We start from the raw sequence: 21075 nt of genomic DNA, 5'->3' as shown, positions 1-21075 counted from the left end.
AGGAAACTAAATGTTATTGCGCCCTTCAGCCCATCAGCTCTTCTTCGGAAAATTCCACGCCGGAGTAATCTTTTACTTCGTTGTACACGGTATCCCTTTCTACCGGTATTCTGCCGGCCTGCCTGATGAGCATGGCCAGCTGGGCGGTGTTCATGGCGGGGGACTGTTCTTCGGAGCCTGCCATGGAGTATATTTTGGTAGTATCGTCAATAGTGCCGTCCAGGTCATTCACACCGAAAGAAAGCGTCAGCTGGGCGGTATTTCTGCCGAGCATGGGCCAGTAGGCCTTCAGGTGCGGGAAGTTGTCCATATAGAGGCGGCCTACAGCATACATTTTCAGGTCTTCTATGATGGTAGATTCCGGAACGTGGGCCATCTCGTTGTCTTTGTTCCTGAATTTGAGGGGGATGAAGGTGTTGAAGCCGTTGGTCTCGTCCTGCAGGATGCGCAGCCTTTCCATATGGTCTATACGGTGCCAGTATTGTTCTATGTGGCCGTACAGCATGGTAGCGTTGGTGACCATGCCCATACTGTGGGCGGTTTTGTGAATCTGCAGCCATCCTTCGGCATCCACTTTATCATGACAGATCTGTGAGCGGATGTCAGGATGGAAGATCTCCGCGCCGCCGCCGGGGAGTGACTGGAGGCCGGCCTCGTGCATGAGGCGCATGCCTTCTTCCACGCTTACTTTGGCTTTGCGGAACATATAGTCCAGCTCAACAGGGGTAAAACCTTTGATGTGCAGGTCCGGGCGATGGGCCTTGATGCGGCGCATCAGTTCCATAAAGAAATCCAGGTTCATTTTGGGATGCACGCCGCCTACAATGTGCACTTCCGTTACGGGTTGCCCATCGTACTTTTTCACAATGTCAAGCATCTCGTCAATGCTGAGTTCCCATCCTTCTTCACGGTTTTTATAGAGCCTGGAGTAAGAGCAGAATTTGCAGGTGAACACACAAACGTTGGTGGGCTCAATATGGAAATTGCGGTTGAAGTAGGTTTTGTTGCCGTGTTTCCTTTCCCTTACATGGTTGGCCAAAGCGCCCAGCAGCCCGATATCTCCTTTCTCGAAGAGCGTGATGCCGTCTTCCTGCGTGAGCCTTTCCTGTTGCAAAACCTTGTCCGCTATCCGGCGTAAATTCCCGTCAAGAGAAGGGGCCGTCAATAAAGTCTGCAATCCGGGTCTCAAAGCGTTAGTCGTCGTCATTTTGCTTTCACTATTTTATAAGTCCTCACCTGTTGGCTGTAAAATAACTTTACAAAGTAAACACCATTTGCCGCATTTACCAAATCAATTGTAGTGCGGTTGCCGTTGCGCACCACGGGCTGTACCTGGTGTACAAGGCGGCCTGCGGCGTCATAGATGGCAATGCCCCGCAGGTCTTCCGGCCAGGTTTTGAACTCAATGTAAAACTGCCGGCTGAAGGCGTTGGGCCAGATGAGGATGCCCTGCTGGTTGAGAATAGGGTTGATATCCTTCTTTACAATATTGATATCGTCTATATAAACATTGTTTTCATAGTTGGACGTGTTGCGGAACACTACCCTGAACTGCTGGTGATAAATGAAAGGCGTGAGGTCAATAGAATCCGTACGCCATTCCGTAGCCGTGGGTATGAACTCCTGCCCGGTGGGAGACTGGCGGGTGACGAGGCTGGCGCCCCATTTTTTATAGCCGGTGGGTATGAAGGTTTGCCCGCAATCTGTGGTGAGCAATACCTCCAGTGTATCCCATGGGTTGCCGGCCGTGCCGGTGGAGGTAACGGTAGCAGCGGCCACATCGAACCGCAGCATCACGGAGTCTGCCGTGGTAGCGTCTATAACGGGGCCCAGCAGGTCATCTTGCTGGCCGTTGATGGCATAGCCCAGGTTGCGCATAACGGCGGAGCTGCTGCTGCCTTTGCTGCCGGTGGCGCCTTTTTCCCAGGTGAAACTGCGGTCTGGGTTGCGGAGGCTGAAACCGGCGGGGGGGAACGTGCCGTCCTCAAAAGTTTCGCGGAAGGGGAAGCCTGACTGCTGGTAGTAACTGAAGGCTACGGTGGTGGTATCGTTATCAGGCTGCTCATCTGCTATGCCATTGGGCGCATGGGTGTATACTTTCAGGCTGGAAACGCCTTCTCCGGCCTGGAAGCCGGGCAGGGTTACGCTGGCTTGCTCCAGGGAGGCCAGGTTGCCCGTCCAGTTATAGTTCACAGGCGTGGCGCCGTTAATGGTGTAACGAATAGTGACCTGGGTGAGCGCGCTGGCGCCGCGGTTTTTCAGTGTTACCACCGGCGTTTGGGGGGCCTGGCAAAGGTACCCTTCTGGCTGTTGCACGGCGGCAATGCCGGCATCGTTTGCTTTGAGCGTTACGGGCTGGCAGCCGTCAGAGCTGAGAAGGGATACACGTTGCGCGTCCAGCGCATTGCGCATGCGGTCTGTCTGGCCGGTGGTGAACAGGTACATGCAGGCATCGTTCACGTAGTCCATGTAGTTCATGAACATCACGCCGGGGGCGGCGGGACTGCAGGCGTCTGTAAGCGGGTAGGTGGGGCAGCCGTAGTTCTGGCCGCCTTGCAGGGGTGTGTCTGATACCCCGTCATCCTGCGTACAGGCGCCGCTGTCATCTCCCCAAATATGCCGCAGGCCGAAATAGTGCCCCACTTCGTGGGTGAGCGTGCGGCCCAGGTTAAAAGGGGCCTGTGCGCTGCCGGTATTGCCGAAGGCGCGGTAGTGTACCACCACGCCGTCTTCATCTGCCGGGTAAATATTGCCGGGCGGGGTGGCCACGCCCAGGTAGTTGTCTGCCAGCACGCACACCCAGATGTTGAGGTAGCGTGTGCCGTCCCAGGCCTCCGCACCGCCGGTGCCGCTGTGTTTCACATTACGGGCGGCCCCGTCTATGGCAAATGACGTGCGGGTGGTAGTGGTGCGGGTAATGCCTGAAGTGGGTTCTCCTGAGGGGGAGCGCACCGCCAGGCAAAATTGCAGTTCCGCATTGCCTATCAGGCTTTGCCAGGCGGCGGGCACCTTGCTGATGTCTGTATTCTGTGCAATATAGTCCAGGTTAAGGCTGGCTATCTGGTTTAATACCTGCTGGTCTGTTACCTGCGTGGGGTCTGGCAGTACGATGTGTACCACCACGGGAATGGTAACGCGGGGATTGACCCTGAAAAAGCGGCTGTCCGGCCTTGTTTTCAGTAATTGTTGCTCCACGGACTGCAATTTCTTCGCCAGCGCGGGCTGGCTGCCCAGCTGTTGTTGTAAAGCCACTTCGGTGCCGCATTTCCGCTGAGCGGCCGCACTCAGGCAGGCCACCATACAGAAAACGATCAGGGTAGAACTACGCAAATTAAGGAGCATTATAGGTTATAGTGAGTATTCAGCACGGTCCGCACATTTATCTCGTTGTAAATGTACTTACAGCCGGTGAATTGTTTCAAAAATTTCGATCAGGGGCCGGTTTTTCCGGATGATTTTCCTTTCCGGCGGTTCATTTTCAACGGCTTCCCTCACTGGATAAAATGCAGGGCGGCGCCGCAACGAACCGTCAGCTCAGTGCGCCGGCAATACAGCCGCACATCAGGCAGGCAATGGTGCCGCCTATGAGCGCTTTTACGCCCAGCTCTGTAAGGTTACGGCGCTGGTTGGGCGCCAGTTGGCTGATGCCGCCTATCTGTATGCCGATAGACGCAAAATTGGCAAAACCGCAAAGTGCATATGTAGCGATCAGCAGGGATTTAGGGTCTTGTATCATCTGGGCGTCTTTCATTTTGCCCAGAGATTTGTAGGCAATGAACTCGTTGAGCACCGTTTTTTCTCCTAACAGCTGGCCAACGGCCAGCATGTCCTGGCGGGACACGCCAATGAGCCAGGCAATGGGGGAGAACACGTAACCCAGTATCATTTCCAGGGAAAGCTCCTTGTAGCGCCCGCCGCTCATGGCGGCAATCTGCGGGTTGATGGCCGTCTGGTCTCCCGCCCAGCCCAGTATGGCATTGGCCACGTACATGAGGGCGGTGAACACAATGAGCATGGCGCCCACATTTACGGCCAGCTTCAGCCCGTCTGTAGTACCCAGGGAGAGGGCGTCCAGGAAGTTGTCTCCCAGCTTTTCCCGCGGTACCTGCAGGTCTTTGGCAATCAGGTGGTCTTGCGTTTCCGGGAACAGTATTTTGGCGCATACAATGGCGGCGGGGGCGCTCATAATGCTCTGGCTGAGCATGTGCAGGGCAAAATACTCCTGCTGCCCCAGGTCTGGCCCGCCCAGCATGCCCACGTAGGCGGCCAGCACGCTGCCGGCGGTATTGGCAAAGCCGCCCACCATGATGCAGAGTATTTCAGAGCGGGTCATTTTTTCCAGGTAAGGCCGTATCATCAGCGGGGCCTCAGTTTGCCCCAGGAAGATGTTGGCGGCGGTAGACACGCTTTCCGCCCCGGAAATACGCAGCTTGTTGAGCAAATAGGCAAATACGTACACTATTTTCTGGAGAATGCCCAGGTAGTAAAGAATAGAGGAGAGGGCGGCGAAGAAAATGATGTTGGGCAGCACCTGTACGGCAAAAATATACCCCCAGGTACCGGTATAGTCCGCCAGGCCTTCGAACATAAATTCCGTGCCTTTATGGCTGATGTTGATGAGGTTCACAAAGGAGCTGGATACGGCGGAGAGCGTATTGCGGAACACGTCCGGCGTACACCAGCGGGCGTAGACGGATATGGTGAGCAGCACGCAGGCGGCCAGTATAGACCATTTCAACAATTCTACGTTCCGCTTCTGCAGCACTTTGATCATGGCTACAATGGGCGCCAGGCCAATGGTAAAGGCAATAACGGGGAAAGGGTATTCCCGGCTGCGGATGATGCCAAAAAAGAAGCCGGCCAGGGCCGCAATGGCCAGCGCCCAGCTCAGCGCGTCCGGCGGGGCGCCAAAACCCTCGCGCATCTTGCGGCGCAGGCGGTTTATGATGAACACCGCTATCATCACGCCGAACAGCAGCCAGAAAACGGGCTGCCCGCCCACCTGGGTGTTCAGCACGCCCAGGGCAAACATGATCTGGGCGCAGATACCGATCCCTACCAGTTTCCAGTTGATGGCCCGCCGGTTGTTGCTGAGCAGGTAACAAACCATGATAAGAAAGAACATGCCCAGCGTACCGCGAACAATATTTTCCCAGTGTAACATGATAGAGATTGATTTATGTGGCAAAATAAGGGAATATGTTCATATGGGAACGGGAGGGCACAAAAAAAGCGCGGCCGCAATGGGCCGCGCCTTCAATTTTATGACCTGCTATGACTAGAGGTTTGCCTGTATCTTTTTGTCGAGCACTGCCTTGGGCACTGCACCTACCTGCTTGTCAACCACCTGGCCATTCTTGATGAACAGGATGGCGGGAATGCTGGTAATACCGTAGTTCATGGAGATCTGCGGGTTATTGTCCACATTCACTTTCCCGATGTTCACTTTACCATCGTAGTCTTTAGACAGTTCCTCGATCACCGGGCCAATTGCACGGCAGGGGCCGCACCATTCTGCCCAAAAATCCACCACGGTCAGTTTGTCTGAGTTCAGTACGGTGGTTTGAAAGTTCGCATCTGTGAATTCTAAAGCCATTTTTATAGATTTAAAAGTTTATTAATCTTATTAAATGATTGGTTTTTAATGATTTAATTCTTGATAGTGATCCAGAATCGCTCTGCAATATATACAAAAACCAAACCGGTGTAAAAGTACTGCTTTTTTGACACGCCTACTTATTGAATATGTCTATATAGACATCAATATCCGGTTGTTGCTCCAGGAACTGCGCCAGTTCGTCATTCATCTCTATATGCCGGTTAAACGTGTGCAGTTTTACCTGCAGCTCTTCCTGCTGGTCTATCAGCTGCATCAGTATTTCGCACTTGCCGGGGTATTTGGCGGAATTGTCTACCAGGAAGTCTATCACCTGCCCGGTAATGAACTGCGGCTGGGTGATCAGGCACAGCTTGCGGGTGTGGGTGCGTTTCACTTCCTGCAGCAGCTGCATGCTCTGCACTTTGAACTCGTATTCGTTCTCGTTAAACCGCCTGGGCTTGAAGGCGCCGTTCACGTACAGGCAGATGCCCTGCTTGAAGTGGGTGGTGAACCGCAGGTAATCTTCGCTCCAGAGGGCAAACTCGAACTTGCCGGTGTAGTCTTCCAGCGTCATGATGCCAAACTGCTTGTTGTTCCGCGAAATGCGTTCAACAGCGCCCGTAACGTATACTGCCATGCGGAAAGAGCGCTCCTTGCCCTTGTTGTTGTCTGAAGGGGTGCTGATCTGGGTCTGGTACTCCAGCACTTCCGCAATGGTAGACATGTTATAGTACTTCAGCTCAAACTTGTAATCATCAAGCGGGTGACCGGAAATGTAAATGCCGGTTATTTCCCGCTCGTTGTTGAGCTTGATGCTCAGCGGCCAGGGGTCGCAGGCGGGTATTTTCGGCGGCTGTATTTCGGGCAGCAGCTCGTCTCCGAAGAGGCTGCCGGCGCTTTGGCTGCCGGCCTGGGCCTGCTGGCCGAACTTGATCACTTTTTCCAGGCCGTTGGTATTGTCGCCGTCCGGCTTATGGAAGTACTGCGCGCGGTGCAGTTCAGGGAAGCAATCCAGTGCGCCGGACATGGCCAGCGCCTCCATAGATTTTTTATTCACGGCCCGCTGGTTCACGCGTTTGATCATATCAAATACGCTGGCGTAGGCGCCGTTCTTTTCGCGTTCTTCAATAATGCTTTCAATAGCGGCCTCACCCACGCCTTTCAGGCCTGCCAGCCCGAAGCGCACCTGCCCGCGTTTGTTCACGGCAAAACCTTTGTAAGATTCGTTCACGTCAGGCGGCAATACGTCCAGCCCCATACGTTTACACTCTTCCATGAAGAAGGTGATCTTTTCCAGGTTGCTGGCGTTGTTCAGCACAGCGGCCATATATTCAGCAGGGTAGTGGGCCTTGAGGTAAGCGGTCTGGTATGCCACAAAAGCATAGCAGGTAGAGTGGGATTTGTTGAAGGCGTAAGACGCAAAGGCCTCCCAGTCTGTCCACACCTTGTCACACATCTTGAGATCGTGGCCGTTGGCCTTGCAGCCTTCCATGAACTGTGCCTTCATTTTGTCCAGCACGGCCTTTTGTTTCTTACCCATGGCTTTACGCAGGATGTCTGCGTCTCCTTTGGAGAAGTTGGCCATTTTCTGGCTGAGCAGCATCACCTGTTCCTGGTATACGTTAATACCATAGGTTTCCGCCAGGTATTCCTCCATCACCGGCACATCGTACGTAACCGGCTCCAGCCCGTGCTTACGGCGTATAAAGGTGGGGATGTACTCCAGCGGGCCGGGGCGGTACAAGGCGTTCATGGCAATGAGGTCGGCAAATTTGTCTGGCTTCAGCTCACGGAGGTACTTCTGCATACCCGGACTTTCAAACTGGAAGGTAGCGTTGGTTTCCGCCTTCTGGTACAGCTCAAAGGTCTTGGGGTCATCCAGCGGAATATCGTCTATAATGATGTCTATGCCGTGGTTCTTCTTGATCATTTCCAGCGCGCCCTTGATGATGGTAAGGGTTTTCAGCCCCAGGAAGTCCATCTTGATAACACCGGCGCTTTCAATCACGTTGCCTTCAAACTGGGTTACCAGCAGGTCTGAGTCTTTGGCGGTGGTAACCGGTATCAGTTCGGAAAGGTCTTTGGGGGCAATGATGATGCCTGCGGCGTGAATGCCGGTATTGCGCACGGAGCCTTCCAGTACGCAGGCTTCACGCAGCACTTCGCCCGGGAGGTCATTGCCTTTTATCAGCTCACGGAGCTTTTTGACGTTCTCCAGGTCTTCCGCGGCCAGGCCTTCTTTTTCAGCCAGGCTCTTTTCTCCGTCTAGCGGGGCGTTGAAGATGCGGCCCAGCTGAATGCCGGGTTTGTCAGGCACCAGTTTGGCCAGTGCGTTAGATTCCTGCAGCGGCAGGTCCATTACGCGGGCCACGTCCTTGATGCTCATTTTGGCGGCCATGGTACCGTAGGTGATGATCTGCGCTACCTGTTGCTTGCCGTATTTCTCTACCACATAGTCAATAACCTTTTGCCGGCCTTCATCGTCAAAGTCCGTATCAATATCGGGCATGCTCTTGCGTTCCGGGTTCAGGAACCTTTCGAACAGGAGGTCATACTTGATGGGGTCAATATTGGTGATGCCTATGCAGTAAGCCACCGCGGAGCCTGCAGCGGAACCGCGGCCGGGGCCTATGAACACGCCCAGGTCACGGCCGGCTTTGATAAAGTCGGATACAATAAGGAAGTAGCCGGCAAACCCCATGTTCTCAATTACGTTCAGCTCAAAGTTCAGCCGCTCTTCAATTTCAGGGGTCATTTCCGCGTACCGCTTGCGGGCGCCTTCCATGGTGAGGTGGCGCAGGTACTGGTCTTGCGTAAAAAATTCAGGAGGGATGGGGAAGTTGGGCAGCAGGATGTCCCGCTTGAGGTCAAGCAGCTGCACCTTGTCTACTATCTCGTTGGTATTGTCTATAGACTCCGGCAGGTCATGGAACAGCTGTGTCATTTCCTGCGTGTTCTTGAAATAGAACTGGTCGTTATAGAACGCAAAGCGTTTGTTCTTTACGCTTACATCATCGTCAGAAAACTCTTTATTGGTAGGCGTGCTTTTCTTTTCGCCGGTGTTGATGCAAAGCAGGATGTCATGCGCGTTGGCATCTTCCTGCTCTACGTAGTGGGAGTCATTGGAGGCAATGATCTTCACATTGTACTTGCGCGCAAATTTCACGAGGGACTCGTTCACCTTGATCTGTTCAGGGATGCCATGGCGCTGCATTTCCACGTAAAAGTCTTCCCCGAAAATGTCCAGCCACCATTTAAATTCCTTTTCTCCTGCTTCTTCTCCCTGTTTGAGAATGGTTTTGGGCACGGAGGCGCCCAGGCAGCAGGTGGTGGCAATGAGGCCTTTGTGGTACTGGAGAATAAGCTCTTTGTCTATGCGCGGGTATTTACCGTACAGCCCTTCAATGTAACCCAGGGAGCAGAGCTTGATGAGGTTACGGTAACCTTCATCGTCTTTGGCCAGCAGCACCTGGTGGTAGCGGATGTCTTTTTCTTCGCGCGTGAACTGCCTTTTATGCCGGTTTTCTACGAGGTAGAACTCGCAGCCCACAATAGGCTTTACTTTCAGGCGTTTATCTTTTGGGTCTTCCGGGTTCAGCTTGTGGTTATAGGCCTCTGCAACAAACTGGAAGGCCCCGAACATGTTGCCATGGTCTGTAATGGCAAGGGCCGGCATATTGTCCGCCATGGCTTTCTTGTAGAGCTGCTTGATGTCTGCAGCCCCGTCCAGCAGCGAAAATTGCGTGTGTACGTGCAGGTGGGAGAATTTCATCATTCGCTTCTTAAAATCGGTTAATTACATCGTGTAGCAAGTAACAAAAATCGACTTTTTTTTTATATTGCAGGCATTTTAAAATTGTGCAAATGACCAGAAGACCCGGAAAAACATATCTTGCCTTACCACTGACGGCGCTGCTCTTCGGAAGCTGCGCCATGCTGAAGCCGAAACAGCAAACCGTAGCAAAGGAAGAAGCGAAACCGGCGGAGGATATTGAGTTTATTGACGGCATTGCCATTGCACGGGACGGTAAAACTTCGAAGCATGAGTACAAGGGCCGCAACACGCCGGTGAAAGACGTGCCTTTTTCGGTGAACGGAATTGAAAGCGCCCGGCCCTGGCAGTTCAAATATGCGCAGTTGCTTGACCTGCCGGTAGAAGATGTGGTGAACGAAAAGCTGTACGGCTTTATTGAAGAATGGTGGGGCACGCCCTACCGCCTGGGCGGCAGCACCAAGTCAGGCATTGATTGTTCCAATTTTGTTAATACGTTAATGGGCGCCGTGTTCCAGATATCCCTGGCCGGCAATTCCATACAGCTATATAACCAGGTGCAGCACCTGAAGAAAAGGAAAGACCTGCAGCTCGGAGACCTGGTGTTTTTTGCCATCAACCGCCGGAAACGCATCTCTCACGTGGGCATTTACCTTGAAAACGACCGTTTTGTACACGCTTCCTCCAGCGCGGGCGTGGTGATCAGCGATCTCCGGGAGCCTTACTGGGTGCGTTACTACGCAGGCGCGGGCCGTGCTAACTAGCCCGCACTGCAAAGATGTTCAACTGCTGTTCAAAGCCCACGGCCTCCCCGTTTTTCAGATAAGGGTAGGCCACATTGTCTGCCGCTTCCCGGATGTAATAATCAAAGCCTTTTTCGCGCAGCAGGTCAAGCATCTCCGTCAGCTCGCTGCTATGGTCCATTTGCCCGTGGTACTCCAGGAAGAGGTGCTTTACGTTCTGCAATAAGGGCGCGCAGTCTTTCAGCACGGCATATTCCGCTCCTTCAATATCTATTTTCAGGAAGTCTACCGGTTCCCGCAGCAGGTCTGCCAGCCGGGTGCAGCGCACGGCGGCGCCGGTACCGTTGTCTGACATCTTGCTGCCTTCCCCGCCGCGCGATTCAAAGGAGATGTGCCCGTTATGCACCCATACGGCTTTGGGGCGCAGGTCTACCGCGGAGGCCTGGCTGCCCAGGTTTTTCTGCAGCAGCCCGAAGTTGCGCTCGTCCGGCTCAAAGGCGGTGATGCGGCTCTGCGGGTACAGTTTCAGGAAGTACAATACGCTCAGGCCAATATTGGCCCCGCAGTCTATGATGCGGGGACTGGCATTGTCTGCCTCAAAGCGGTACAGCTCACGGCCCATGATCTCGTCCAGGGCGTGCATCAGCTCCCATGAGCGGAAGAACCATAATTTTCCATTGCCCCAGCGTATGCTGCGGAGCTTTTCCTGCGGTAAATGTTTCAGGTACTTGACGGTCCAGTAAGAGAGCGCACGGCCCTTTCCGGTTGAAGGTTGCAGGTTTTTCAATATTCCTCTCGTCAGGTTACCTATGAAGGAGGATGATAATGGCATATGAATTAAAGAATAATATCTTTGTCCGATCATAACGGCGCAATGACAATACCCGCAATATCTATCTGCATACCCGCGTACCGCCAGCCGGAGCTGTTGCAGCGGTGCCTGAACAGTATACACCTGCAGGCTTTGAGAGATTTTGAAGTGATTATCACCGACGATTCTCCGGATAACTCCGTGCAGCAAATTGTGGAGACGTATCGAAGCCTTTTCCCCCTTACTTATCAACACAACCCTGTTCCACTTGGCTCCCCTGAAAACTGGAACGCCGCGTTGCTGCTGGCATCCGGCCGTTATGTAAAAATGATGCACCAGGATGACTGGTTCGCATTCCCTGATTCTTTAAGCAAGTATTATGCCGCACTGGAGCAGCATCCCGAAGCCGGCTTTGCTTTTTCCGCCAGTACAGACGTGGGAGAGAGCGGGCCGGGCGCTCTGCACCAGCCGCAACAACAGCAGTTAAACACATTGGCGCATGAGCCGGAATGCCTGCTGCTGGGGAATTTCATAGGGGCGCCCAGCACCGGCATATTCAGGCGGCAGCCGCCGGTACCATACGATGGCCGCATGAAATGGCTGGTGGATATAGACCAATACATCCAATTAATTTATCATAACAATAAAGTGATCTGTATTCCGGAGCCGCTGGTGAACATTGGCGTGCACAGCGGGCAGGTCACCCAGGCCGTGCAGCACAATGCCGCGGTGGTGATAGGGGAGCATCTACTGCTGTTATCGAAACTGAAGCAACCGGTATTACGCCGCCTGCCTTATTTTGATTTTTGCTGGCGGCTGCTGCGCAACCATGGCGTGCGCTCCGTAGCTACGCTGGAACAGCTGGCGGGAGAATACGCTGTACCCCGCGCCCTGCGCATCATGGCAGGCATGCAGGCGGTTGTACCACAAGGGTTGCTGAAAAACGGGCTGGTATCAAAATGCTGGATGCTGCTGGCTTACGGCCGTTCTTTATTTTCTTCTTAAGCGTTTCATGACCATTTCCGCGGCCTCCGTTACATCTTGCGAGAGGTTGAAATATAATACTGCGCCAACAAACATGCCGCTGAACACCATGGTTTTGATGAGTATGCTGAGATAGTAGTTGGCAATGGGAAGATAATAGCATACCAGGAAGGCGGCCAGCGCCGTGAGCAGCACATGCAGCTGCTGTACGGAAAACGGGTTCAGCCCAAAGCGCCGGTACAAAAAGCCCATGCGGATGGAATTGAACACCAGCACGGAAAGTACGTTGGCAACAGCAGACCCTTCCAGCCCCCATAGCTTCAGGAACCAGATGTTCAGGGGGATGGTTACGCAGAACTGGGCCACGCTGGAGAAAAAGTCTACCCGCCAGTGATTGGACGTGCCCAGGATGGGCGAGTTGACCCCCGCGTACATTTCCACAATACGCATCACGCCCAGGATGCGGATCACCGGCAAACATTCATAATAGATCTGCGGCAGCTCCATAATGCGGAAGAGCGCTTCTGCATTAAGTATGATGAGCATGTAGATGAGCATGGCGTAGGTGAACATAGTGTTGGAAGAGCGTTTGTAAATGCTCTGGATAGACGCGATGTTGCGGTCTTTCCATGATTTGGCCAGCACCGGTATGGAAATGGCTATAATGCTGCGCTGGGGAATGAGGATGATGGTGCAGATGTAAGTGGCAAATTCAAAAACAAAGCCATAGTCCAGCCCCTTGATGCTGGAAATGGCCAGGTTATCTATATTGCCGGCAATCACTGCAAAAATGGCCCCTGCATACAGCATGCCGTTGAAGGTGACCATTTGCCGGGCCAGCCTTTTGGTCACCTTGCTGATGGAGAAAGAGAACACCAGGTCTTTTTGCCGGTACAGGTAAATGATCAGCGCCAGCAGCAACACGCCCCATATAAAGCTGTAGCTCCAGATGTAGGAGGGCAGGTTGAGCACGCCTACGATCAGCAGCACGGCCAGCACCAGGGTGAGTATGCGCATGGCCACTTCTTTCAGGAAAATGGGGAAGATGGACTTGTACTGGTTATACGAAAAGTTCTCGAAGGCGGTGAAGAAGAGGTAGAAGAAACTGAAGGGCAGCAGGAGGTAGTAGTAGTGCACTACGTAAATACTTTTGCCGCCGTACTTTCTCACCACCAGGTCATGCAGCAGGAAAGTGCCCAGCGTGGCCAGCAGGAAACCGATGCTGCAGAGTATGATCACCAGCCCGAAAATATCCCGCCGGGCCGGCGGCAGCATATCCCGGTAGTAGGGATAGAACCGGTTCATCATGGTAACAGAGCCCAGGTTGGACACCGCAAACACAATGGCGGCAATACTGGTGAAAAAACGCGTGAGGCCCAGGATGTTGGGGTCTACCAGCTTGGCTACCAGCAACGTGGTGAGCCCTCCGATACCAAAACCTATGTATGTAACGAATGTGGATTTAATGCTTTGATTGCGGATAATGCCCATAGATACGCGGTTAGCTGCAACGCTTTTGGAAATATTCAGGCACAAGTTTAATCATTTAAACGTTATCACCTGTTATTATTCCCGCAACAAATGGGCAGAAATTAAATATTTTTGCTGACTTAAAATCTGTTTGTCATTGATCATTGTTCAACTCAAAGGCGGGCTGGGTAACCAGATGTTCCAGTATGCCGCGGGCCGCGCGCTGGCCCTGCGCACGGGCGCCCCGCTGCTGCTTGATACGGGCAGCTACGAGCCCAAGCAGGCAGGTATGTACGCGCTCAACGGCTTGCAGGTGCAGGCCGGAATAGCCGCGCCCGCAGACCTCGGGGCATTTGAACAAGGTTTGGCGGGAAAGGCGCTGAACAGGCTGCTGCCACCCTCCATGCGCAGGGTATACCGGGAGCCGCACTTTCATTACGACACTGCTTTTACACAGTTACGGCCGCCTTTGTACCTGAAAGGCTATTGGCAGAGCTGGAAGTATTTCAGGGAGGCGGAAGCGCAGGTGCGGGAAGATTTCAGGTTTGCCGGCGCGTTTTCCCCGGCTATAACGGAAAAGGCAGCGCTCCTGGAAAGTACGGAGAGCGTGGCCATGCACTTCCGCCGTGGTGACTATACGCAGCAGGTAACGGTAGACTATCATGGCATTTGCGGGCCGGAGTATTATGCTAATGCCGTGCGGCAACTGCCGGCCGGCATACAATATTATATTTTCACCAATGACCCCGCCTGGGTGCGTGAAAACCTGCCTGCCGGTATTTCTGCCGAGATACTGAGCGGCACGTTAAGCCATACCCAGTATGAAGACCTTTACCTGATGAGCCGCTGCCGCCACCAGGTGATTGCCAACAGCAGCTATAGCTGGTGGGCCGCATGGCTGAACCCTTACGCCGGTAAAAAGGTGATTGCGCCCAAACAATGGTTCAACCAGGCGCGGCATAATACGCAAGACCTTTTCCCACCAAACTGGATAACCATCTGAACATGCCGGAAACGCCCGCCATATCTGTAATACTGCCGGTGTACAACAGCGCTGCTTACCTGGCCGCTACCATGGAAAGCATCCTGTCTCAAACCTTCGGCAATTTTGAGCTGATCGTGATCAATGATGGCTCTACGGACAATAGCGCCAGCATCATCCGGTCGTTCACAGACAGCCGCATCCGTTACCTGGAGCAGCCCAACAGCGGGCTGGTGGCCACGCTCAACCGCGGCATTGCGGAGGCGCGCGGGCAATACCTGGCGCGGATGGACGGAGACGATATTTGCCTGCCGCAGCGCTTCGCCAAACAGGCCGCCTGGCTGGATGCCCACCCGCAAACCGCGGTGGTAGGCTGTTTTGTGACCTTCATCAACGAAAAGGGAGAGGAAACGGGCGCCTGGCCGGAAGACCGCGCCAATTATACCGCCGCGCAAATACGGCAGGCGCTGCCATACCTCAACTGCATGGCCCACCCCGGCATTATGGCCCGCACCGCCGCAATGCGGCAATACGGCTACAACCCCGCCCAGCGGCATATAGAAGACTATGACCTCTGGCTGCGTATGCAGGCAAACGGGGAAGTGATGGAAAAGGTGCCCGAAGCGCTGCTGCTGTACCGCGTACACGGCACATCCATCACCAGCCATCACCTCAAAAAGAAAAATGTATTTTACAAACATTTCCGGTGCAAGTGGCGCTTCCTGAAAAAACGCCTCAGCAACGGGAAATTCAACAGTTTTGACAGGGCCGTGCTGGGCGGTATGTTGAAAGACCTCGCAACCGCCATGGCCAAATCCTTAAAACCGGCAAAATAGATGTACCAGTGGCTGATATTAAAAAGACGGCTGGAAGATGTGATCATCTTCCCTTTTGCCCTGCTGGGCAGATGGATAGCCCGTTTCAGGCCACTAAAGGAAGAGTATGACATCTTTTTCTTTTTTCCCTTTTACCATGTTGGCGGTGCGGAAAAAGTGCACAGCGAGATAGTGAAGCTGTTCCCTGAAAAGAAAATAGTGGTGTTCTTCACCAAAAAGTCAATGAACGAAGCCATGCTGCCGCAGTTCAGGGCGCCCAACATCACCATCCATAACATATCCGCCTATACGGACAACAAGTGGCTGTACTTCCTGAACCTCATCTGGCGTGGCATTGCCGCCGGTTATGTTCACCGCCAGCGCCATGCGCCGGTGGTGTTCAACGGTCAGTGCAATTTTGCATACAAACTGAGCCCGCATCTGCGGCCCGGTGTACGCCAGATAGAGCTGATCCACTCATTCTGCAGCTTTTCTTACATCCGCCTGCCTTTTCTGCCGTTTTTCACCGCTACGGTAATGATCAGCCGTGACAGCATAGCGCAGCACCTTGCTTTGTATAAGCGTTACAAAGTACCGGCACAGTTTGAGGAACGCATCCGGCTTATTATGAATGGTATTCAGCTGCCGGAACGCGGCGGCTCTGCAGGTGAAGGGTTTACTGCCGGCCCGGGAAGGGAAATACGCCACCGGCATGGGCAGGGGGCATATGCCCGTCCGCCGCTGTCGCTCCTGTACGTTGGCCGCGGCACGGAAGAAAAACGTCCATGGCTGGTAGCTGAAATAGCAAAAGCATCCAACCTGCCCGCCGGTTTCCTGGGGCCGGTAGAAGCTGCCGTACCGGCGGAGCTGCGGCCCTACGGGCATTTCTACGGGGAGCAGACGGATGCTGCGGCAATAGACGCCATTTACCGGCAGCATCGGGTCATCATGATCACTTCCACCCGTGAAGGTTTCCCCATGGTGATCATGGAAGCCATGGCGCGGGGACTGGCCGTACTGGCCACAGACGTGGGAGACATCCCTTATCATGTAAAGAACGGGGAAAACGGTTTCCTGCTTGATCATACACAGCAGGAGGCCGGCATAGTGCGGCAGGCGGTGCAATGCCTGGCGCGCTGGCAGCAGCAGCCGGAGCAGCTGCAGGCCATTGCGGAAGCCAATATCCGCTACGCACGTGAACATTTCGGGATGGAGGCATTTGCACAGGCCTACCGCTCGCTTTTGCTGGAATTATGAAACAACTGTCCGTCATCATCATCACTTACAACCGGCCGGATGACCTGCTGGCCCTGCTGCGCAACCTGGCCGGCCAGCAGCAGGCGGGCAGCCTGCTGCAAGAAGTGATTGTCATTAACAACGCATCTACCGCAGATTATGCGCCGGTACAGGCTTTTATGGAAGCCCATGCCCATATCCCTTTCCGTTACCACTACTCGCAGGAGAACCTGGGCGTGGCGCGCGGCCGTAACCTGGGCATTTCCATGGCCTCGGCGCCCATTCTGGTTACCATAGATGATGATGCGGCCTTCCAGGACCATACGGCCTTGCAACAGATAGCAGAAGCCTTTGCCAGTCCGCGGCTGGCAGATAACCACACCGGCATTCTTTGCTTCAAGGTATTGTATGCCAGCACCGGCCAGATGCAGGTGAACGCTTTTCCACACAAACAGTTTGAAAAATACCGTCGTAAAACCTTCTTCCTGGCCCCTTATTTTATTGGCTGCGGGCATGCCGTGCTGAAAGAGGTATATGAAAAAGCCGGCGTGTACCCGGTTGATTTTTTTTACGGCATGGAAGAATATGATCTTACCTACCGCGTCATAGAGCAGGGCTACAGCATTGCTTATGATGCTTCCATTGTGGTGCTCCACAACGAATCTCCCCTGGGCCGCACGCCGCAGATGATCAAGATGAAAATGCTCTGGGTGAATAAAAGCAAGGTAGCCTACCGTTATCTGCCGCGCCTGTACTTCTGCACCACAGCGGTCATGTGGTCTCTGGAGTTCCTCAAAAAAACATCGTGGAACTGGAAGGAATGGCTCAGCGGCTGGCGGGAAGTAGCGCGCATCCCCGGCCGGGAGCGCAGAACGCCGTTAGGAGAGGAGGCCAGGAGATACCTGCGGAGCGTGGGGGCCAGGTGGTGGTATTGATCCCGGCAGCAGGTGATCAGTGAAGCAGACGCTTTTTTCAAACAGCACGTGCCGTAAACGGAAACGGGCGCCCTTGAAGGAACGCCCGTTTTGACCGGAAATACAATATGCTTAAGCTGCCGGTGTACTCCTTCTTCTCCTGATCTCATACACCAGCGCACCGCCCAGCAGTACCAGCATCAGCGCGGAAGACCAGCGCGAAATGGCATTGCCCAGATAATAGGAGCGCGGCTCAAATTTCATTTCAATAGTATGTTGCCCTGCGGGTATTTTTACGCCCCGCAGCAGGTAGTTGACCCGTACTATCTCGTCCTTCTTCCCGTCTATATACACATTCCAGCCTGCGGGATAATATACGTCCGAGAATACGGCAAAACCGGGTTTGGCGTTGGAACTTTGGTAGTTGAGCTGGTTGAGGCCGTATTGCGTGAGTTTGATCTGGCTGGCTGAGTCCCTGCCGGGCACAAAGTTGTTCAGCACGGGCTTGAAGCGCTCGTCTACAACAGCAGCGCGGGCGGTGGGCAGATGGTCCAGCGTTTTCATTTCCTCATCAGCGTTCTTGGCCCATACCAGGCTGTCTACAAACCAGGCGTTGCCCAGGGCGGCAGGGTTCTGCTGGTAAGCCAGCTGCCCCAGGCTGTCTGCAAAAATGATGTATTTGGCGTTCAGCATGTTGAGCACTCCGGGCGTGCCTTTGCTGATCTGGTGAACGATCAGGTCTTGATAAAGCGCCAGCTTCACCGGGCTGTAGCCTCCCACGGCCTTGTGGTGGTAAGAGTTCAGCGCGTCCTGGAAATTAACGGCGTTGAATACACGGTAATATGGGTCTTTATCCTGTTTGATGGCCTGGTCTACAGGGCTGGGCTCAAATATCCTGCTGTAGTCTGTGGGTGTTACATAATTCTTTTTGTTGAGGTAACGGTATGCCACCGGTATCTGGTCAATGGCAACCAGGGCGGTCATGGCGGCAAAGAACACAGCCGGTTTTATTTTTTGCTGCAGCAGCGCCCACAGGAGGCCGAAGGCAACGGCCATGATGGCCAGGCTGCGGAGGGCGTCTATACGCAGCAGGGAAGCACGGTCTTCAATAATGGCCGTCATCATGGTATCTATGATCTGCTGGTTGCCCTGCGTGATCTGTGTATAGAAATTCCTGGCGTAGTCTGCAGAAGATGTAAAGTGAATAATGCCGAAAGAGCCCAGTATCAGCGCCAGGCATATGCCGCCGGTGATGTAAAACGCTTTTTTAAGCTGCTTGAGGAGCTGTGGTTTGTCTATGGTGCCGCTTACGGCATCGTTCAGTGCCCAGCAGGCCAGCAGCGGCACCAGTACCTGCGGTATGATCAGCGCCTGTGCGGGCGCCCTGAATTTGTTGTACAGCGGCAGGTAGTCAAACAGGAAGTAGTTGAAAACAGCGAAGTTGTCTCCCCAGGCCAGGAATACTCCCAGAATGGAGGCGGCCACTATCCACCATTTGTTAAAGTCTTTCACAATGAACAGCGCCAGTACGAACAGGAATATGATCACGGCGCCCCAATAGATAGACCCGTCTACCATACTTTGCGGCCCCCAGTAACGCGGAGAGTTCTCGGCATACTGCTCTGCCTGTGCGGCCGGCATGCCCAGGCTGGTATATGCCTTGTAGGTGGCGCTGGAAGTAGACAAAGGCCCCGTGCTTTGTCCGCCGTAAAGGTTGGGGGCAAATATGGTCAGCGGCTCGGTGAGGCCCTGGCTCCAGGCAAAGGCGTAGCTTTTGGTGAGGCCCCCGGCAGATTTATCTCCTTCTTCCCCTTCAGGGGCAGACAGTTCGGAGTGGCCGCCGCGCATGGTATATTTGGAATATTCAGAGGTGGTCCAGATATTGACGGTAGAAGGCAGTACAGACAAGGCCCCGGAAACGATCAGCACCAGTGAGGCCTTGATCACATGCGGCACCTGCTGCGTGCGGATGGCGTGCACCACGTACACTATGCCAATAATGAGGCACACCAGCAGCATGTAATACAATATCTGGTAGTGGCCGGAGGTGGTCATCAGCGCCAGGGTAATGCAGGTAATGACGCCGCCTATCCAGTACCTGCCACGGTAGGTCAGCAAAATGCCCGCCAGCATCGGCGCAATGTAGGCTATGGTGAACATCTTGGTATCATGCCCGGCAGAAATGATCATCGAAGTATAGGAAGTAAAACCGAAGGCAATAGCGCCAATAATGGTGATCCAATGCCGGAAGCCCATCACGTTCAGCAAGATGTAAAAACCGATCATGGCCAGGAAGTAGAAGTTCACCGGTTTGGGCAGCCCCAGGGTCAGTATCTGGTGCAGGAAATATGTATAATTGTCCTGCGCCATAAAGATCTGGTAAGTGGGCATGCCGCCAAACATGGCATTGGTCCACAAGGGATCTATGCCGGTGGCATTTTTGTATTCACGGGCTTCCTGTGACATGGCTTGCCATTGCACCGTATCATTCTGCCTGATTTCCATGCCCTCCAGCACCGGGCTGCAGAATAAAAATGCAAGCCCCAGGAAGAGGAGGATGGCATATACATGCGGGAGAACGGCTTTTTGCCAGTTTTGCTTCATCACGTAAAACAGATTTAGTTTTAAAGAATCCAAAATAACTGTATTTTATCCGAAATTTCAATATGAGCTGGCTGAGGTTCCTGATAAAGTTGAGCTTTATTTGCAATTGTTGTTATTTGATCGGCTTTGTGATCAGGATGATGGACTATGCAGACACCTGGGAACATGTGGTGAAACACATCATGGTACTGGGCGGACTGGTGGCGGCGCCGTTAAATATCATCACCTGCCTGCTGGGGGCCATCCTGCTGCTCACCCGCAAGGTGCAGTGGGCCAACATGCATCCCTATATTTTTGTACTGAATGTTATTATCTTGCTCGTTCAAACGGAATTGTTCATATCATGATCACCAATATCCTGAAAGATAAACCCACCCGGCTGTTCATCATCCTGAGCGGCTTTTTTGTGGCCAATGCGCTCATTGCCGAAATCATAGGAGTAAAGATATTTTCGCTGGAAGCTACGCTGGGCATGCAACCTGCCAGCCTGATGATACTGGGAGACCCCTACAGCTTCAACATGACGGCCGGCGTGCTGCTATGGCCGGTAGTGTTCATCATGACAGACATCATCAACGAATATTACGGCATGAAAGGCGTCCGTTTCCTGTCTTACATGACGGTGGGCCTGATCATCTTTGCTTTCCTCATATTTTTCTGCGCCATCCAGCTTTCACCCGCCGCCTTTTTTGTGACCATGAAGCAAAAGTCAGGCGTACCTGATATGGACGCCGCTTATGCGCAGATACTGGGGCAAAGTTCCTATATCATCATTGCCTCCGTGCTGGCCTTTCTCATTGGGCAGCTGGTAGACGTGTTCACCTTCCACAAGATCAAGAAAGTGACCGGCGAAAAGAAAATATGGCTGCGCGCCACCGGCTCCACGTTGATTTCCCAGCTGATAGACAGCTTTGTGGTGCTCTTCGTGGCGTTCCGCCTGGCGCCTTCTATCTATAACCCTGACGGGAACGAGGTATGGTCTATGGGCCTGGTGCTGAGCGTTTGTATTATCAATTACATCTATAAATTTACGGTGGCCATTGTGCTCACGCCCGTGATCTACTGGATACACGGTATCATTGAAAGGTACCTGGGCCACGAGAAGGCCACGGAAATGAGGCAGGCCGCCATGAACAGGTAAAAAC

16 protein-coding genes are annotated in these 21075 nt (G+C 53.5%); 8 read left to right on the top strand and 8 right to left on the bottom strand.

The window, feature by feature from the left end:
• Nucleotides 1–25 precede the first annotated feature (25 nt).
• From mqnE to dnaE, 5 genes are all read right to left on the bottom strand, one after another.
• Nucleotides 26–1177, bottom strand: coding sequence for an aminofutalosine synthase MqnE (gene mqnE, locus ABDW36_RS24830; protein ID WP_343704641.1), 1152 nt, complete (start codon nucleotides 1175–1177; stop codon nucleotides 26–28).
• Nucleotides 1178–1203: 26 nt separating this feature from the next.
• Nucleotides 1204–3330 (bottom strand): M43 family zinc metalloprotease, encoded by a 2127-nt coding sequence (locus ABDW36_RS24825; protein WP_343704640.1) that lies wholly within the window; start codon nucleotides 3328–3330, stop codon nucleotides 1204–1206.
• A gap of 199 nt (nucleotides 3331–3529) precedes the next feature.
• Entirely contained in the window at nucleotides 3530–5164 is a 1635-nt protein-coding gene (locus ABDW36_RS24820) for a nucleoside transporter C-terminal domain-containing protein (protein WP_343704639.1), read from the bottom strand.
• A gap of 114 nt (nucleotides 5165–5278) precedes the next feature.
• On the bottom strand, nucleotides 5279–5596 hold the full coding sequence (gene trxA / locus ABDW36_RS24815) for a thioredoxin (RefSeq protein WP_119080426.1): 318 nt from the start codon (nucleotides 5594–5596) through the stop codon (nucleotides 5279–5281).
• 136 nt (nucleotides 5597–5732) lie between these two features.
• Nucleotides 5733–9374, bottom strand: a complete 3642-nt coding sequence (gene dnaE / locus ABDW36_RS24810; protein WP_343704638.1) for a DNA polymerase III subunit alpha — start codon at nucleotides 9372–9374, stop codon at nucleotides 5733–5735.
• A gap of 89 nt (nucleotides 9375–9463) precedes the next feature.
• Here dnaE and ABDW36_RS24805 point away from each other — a divergent pair, with 89 nt between their 5' ends.
• Complete coding sequence (locus ABDW36_RS24805) at nucleotides 9464–10135, top strand: C40 family peptidase (protein WP_343704637.1); 672 nt, start codon at nucleotides 9464–9466, stop codon at nucleotides 10133–10135.
• Here the strand turns inward: ABDW36_RS24805 and ABDW36_RS24800 are convergent.
• Nucleotides 10128–10946, bottom strand: a complete 819-nt coding sequence (locus ABDW36_RS24800) for an FkbM family methyltransferase (RefSeq protein ID WP_343704636.1) — start codon at nucleotides 10944–10946, stop codon at nucleotides 10128–10130. The two genes, ABDW36_RS24805 and ABDW36_RS24800, sit on opposite strands and share 8 nt — an antisense overlap.
• A 42-nt stretch (nucleotides 10947–10988) precedes the next feature.
• On the opposite strand from ABDW36_RS24800, the gene ABDW36_RS24795 reads away from it, so the two are divergent.
• The gene (locus ABDW36_RS24795; protein WP_343704635.1) at nucleotides 10989–11930 is read left to right on the top strand and encodes a glycosyltransferase family 2 protein; all 942 of its coding nucleotides are present in this window, start codon (nucleotides 10989–10991) and stop codon (nucleotides 11928–11930) included.
• Here the strand turns inward: ABDW36_RS24795 and ABDW36_RS24790 are convergent.
• Complete coding sequence (locus ABDW36_RS24790) at nucleotides 11916–13445, bottom strand: polysaccharide biosynthesis C-terminal domain-containing protein (protein ID WP_343704634.1); 1530 nt, start codon at nucleotides 13443–13445, stop codon at nucleotides 11916–11918. The genes ABDW36_RS24795 and ABDW36_RS24790 overlap by 15 nt on opposite strands.
• A 91-nt stretch (nucleotides 13446–13536) precedes the next feature.
• Between ABDW36_RS24790 and ABDW36_RS24785 the strand changes: the two genes are divergently transcribed.
• From ABDW36_RS24785 to ABDW36_RS24770, 4 genes are read left to right on the top strand one after another with little or no spacing between them, the layout of a single operon-like run.
• Nucleotides 13537–14382 carry an alpha-1,2-fucosyltransferase gene (locus ABDW36_RS24785; RefSeq protein ID WP_343704633.1) on the top strand — a complete coding sequence of 282 codons (846 nt, stop codon included), beginning with the start codon at nucleotides 13537–13539 and terminating at the stop codon, nucleotides 14380–14382.
• A 2-nt stretch (nucleotides 14383–14384) separates the two neighbouring features.
• The gene (locus ABDW36_RS24780) at nucleotides 14385–15197 is read left to right on the top strand and encodes a glycosyltransferase (RefSeq protein WP_343704632.1); all 813 of its coding nucleotides are present in this window, start codon (nucleotides 14385–14387) and stop codon (nucleotides 15195–15197) included.
• A complete protein-coding gene (locus tag ABDW36_RS24775; RefSeq protein WP_343704631.1) occupies nucleotides 15198–16433 on the top strand; it encodes a glycosyltransferase in 1236 nt (411 codons plus the stop codon). It begins immediately after the preceding gene.
• On the top strand, nucleotides 16430–17347 hold the full coding sequence (locus ABDW36_RS24770; RefSeq protein ID WP_343704630.1) for a glycosyltransferase: 918 nt from the start codon (nucleotides 16430–16432) through the stop codon (nucleotides 17345–17347). The genes ABDW36_RS24775 and ABDW36_RS24770 overlap by 4 nt, the downstream gene beginning before the upstream one ends.
• A 111-nt stretch (nucleotides 17348–17458) precedes the next feature.
• On the opposite strand, the gene ABDW36_RS24765 is transcribed toward ABDW36_RS24770, so the two are convergent.
• A complete protein-coding gene (locus ABDW36_RS24765) occupies nucleotides 17459–19930 on the bottom strand; it encodes a YfhO family protein (protein WP_343704655.1) in 2472 nt (823 codons plus the stop codon).
• 116 nt (nucleotides 19931–20046) lie between these two features.
• Here ABDW36_RS24765 and ABDW36_RS24760 point away from each other — a divergent pair, with 116 nt between their 5' ends.
• Together ABDW36_RS24760 and ABDW36_RS24755 are read left to right on the top strand one after the other, a co-directional pair.
• Nucleotides 20047–20277 carry a hypothetical protein gene (locus ABDW36_RS24760; protein WP_343704629.1) on the top strand — a complete coding sequence of 77 codons (231 nt, stop codon included), beginning with the start codon at nucleotides 20047–20049 and terminating at the stop codon, nucleotides 20275–20277.
• A complete protein-coding gene (locus tag ABDW36_RS24755; protein WP_343704628.1) occupies nucleotides 20274–21071 on the top strand; it encodes a queuosine precursor transporter in 798 nt (265 codons plus the stop codon). The genes ABDW36_RS24760 and ABDW36_RS24755 overlap by 4 nt, the downstream gene beginning before the upstream one ends.
• Nucleotides 21072–21075 lie beyond the last annotated feature (4 nt).

It is taken from the genome of Chitinophaga sp., assembly GCF_039596455.1.
Lineage (GTDB): Bacteria > Bacteroidota > Bacteroidia > Chitinophagales > Chitinophagaceae > Chitinophaga.
This window is presented reverse-complemented; position numbering and strand designations above follow the sequence as displayed.

Coding starts and splice junctions, on each gene's coding strand:
- ABDW36_RS24820 (WP_343704639.1), bottom strand. CDS start 5,164: ATGTTACACTGGGAAAATATTGTTCGCGGTACGCTGGGCATGTTCTTT.
- trxA (WP_119080426.1), bottom strand. CDS start 5,596: ATGGCTTTAGAATTCACAGATGCGAACTTTCAAACCACCGTACTGAAC.
- dnaE (WP_343704638.1), bottom strand. CDS start 9,374: ATGATGAAATTCTCCCACCTGCACGTACACACGCAATTTTCGCTGCTG.
- ABDW36_RS24805 (WP_343704637.1), top strand. CDS start 9,464: ATGACCAGAAGACCCGGAAAAACATATCTTGCCTTACCACTGACGGCG.
- ABDW36_RS24800 (WP_343704636.1), bottom strand. CDS start 10,946: ATGCCATTATCATCCTCCTTCATAGGTAACCTGACGAGAGGAATATTG.
- ABDW36_RS24795 (WP_343704635.1), top strand. CDS start 10,989: ATGACAATACCCGCAATATCTATCTGCATACCCGCGTACCGCCAGCCG.
- ABDW36_RS24780 (WP_343704632.1), top strand. CDS start 14,385: ATGCCGGAAACGCCCGCCATATCTGTAATACTGCCGGTGTACAACAGC.
- ABDW36_RS24775 (WP_343704631.1), top strand. CDS start 15,198: ATGTACCAGTGGCTGATATTAAAAAGACGGCTGGAAGATGTGATCATC.
- ABDW36_RS24770 (WP_343704630.1), top strand. CDS start 16,430: ATGAAACAACTGTCCGTCATCATCATCACTTACAACCGGCCGGATGAC.
- ABDW36_RS24765 (WP_343704655.1), bottom strand. CDS start 19,930: ATGAAGCAAAACTGGCAAAAAGCCGTTCTCCCGCATGTATATGCCATC.
- ABDW36_RS24755 (WP_343704628.1), top strand. CDS start 20,274: ATGATCACCAATATCCTGAAAGATAAACCCACCCGGCTGTTCATCATC.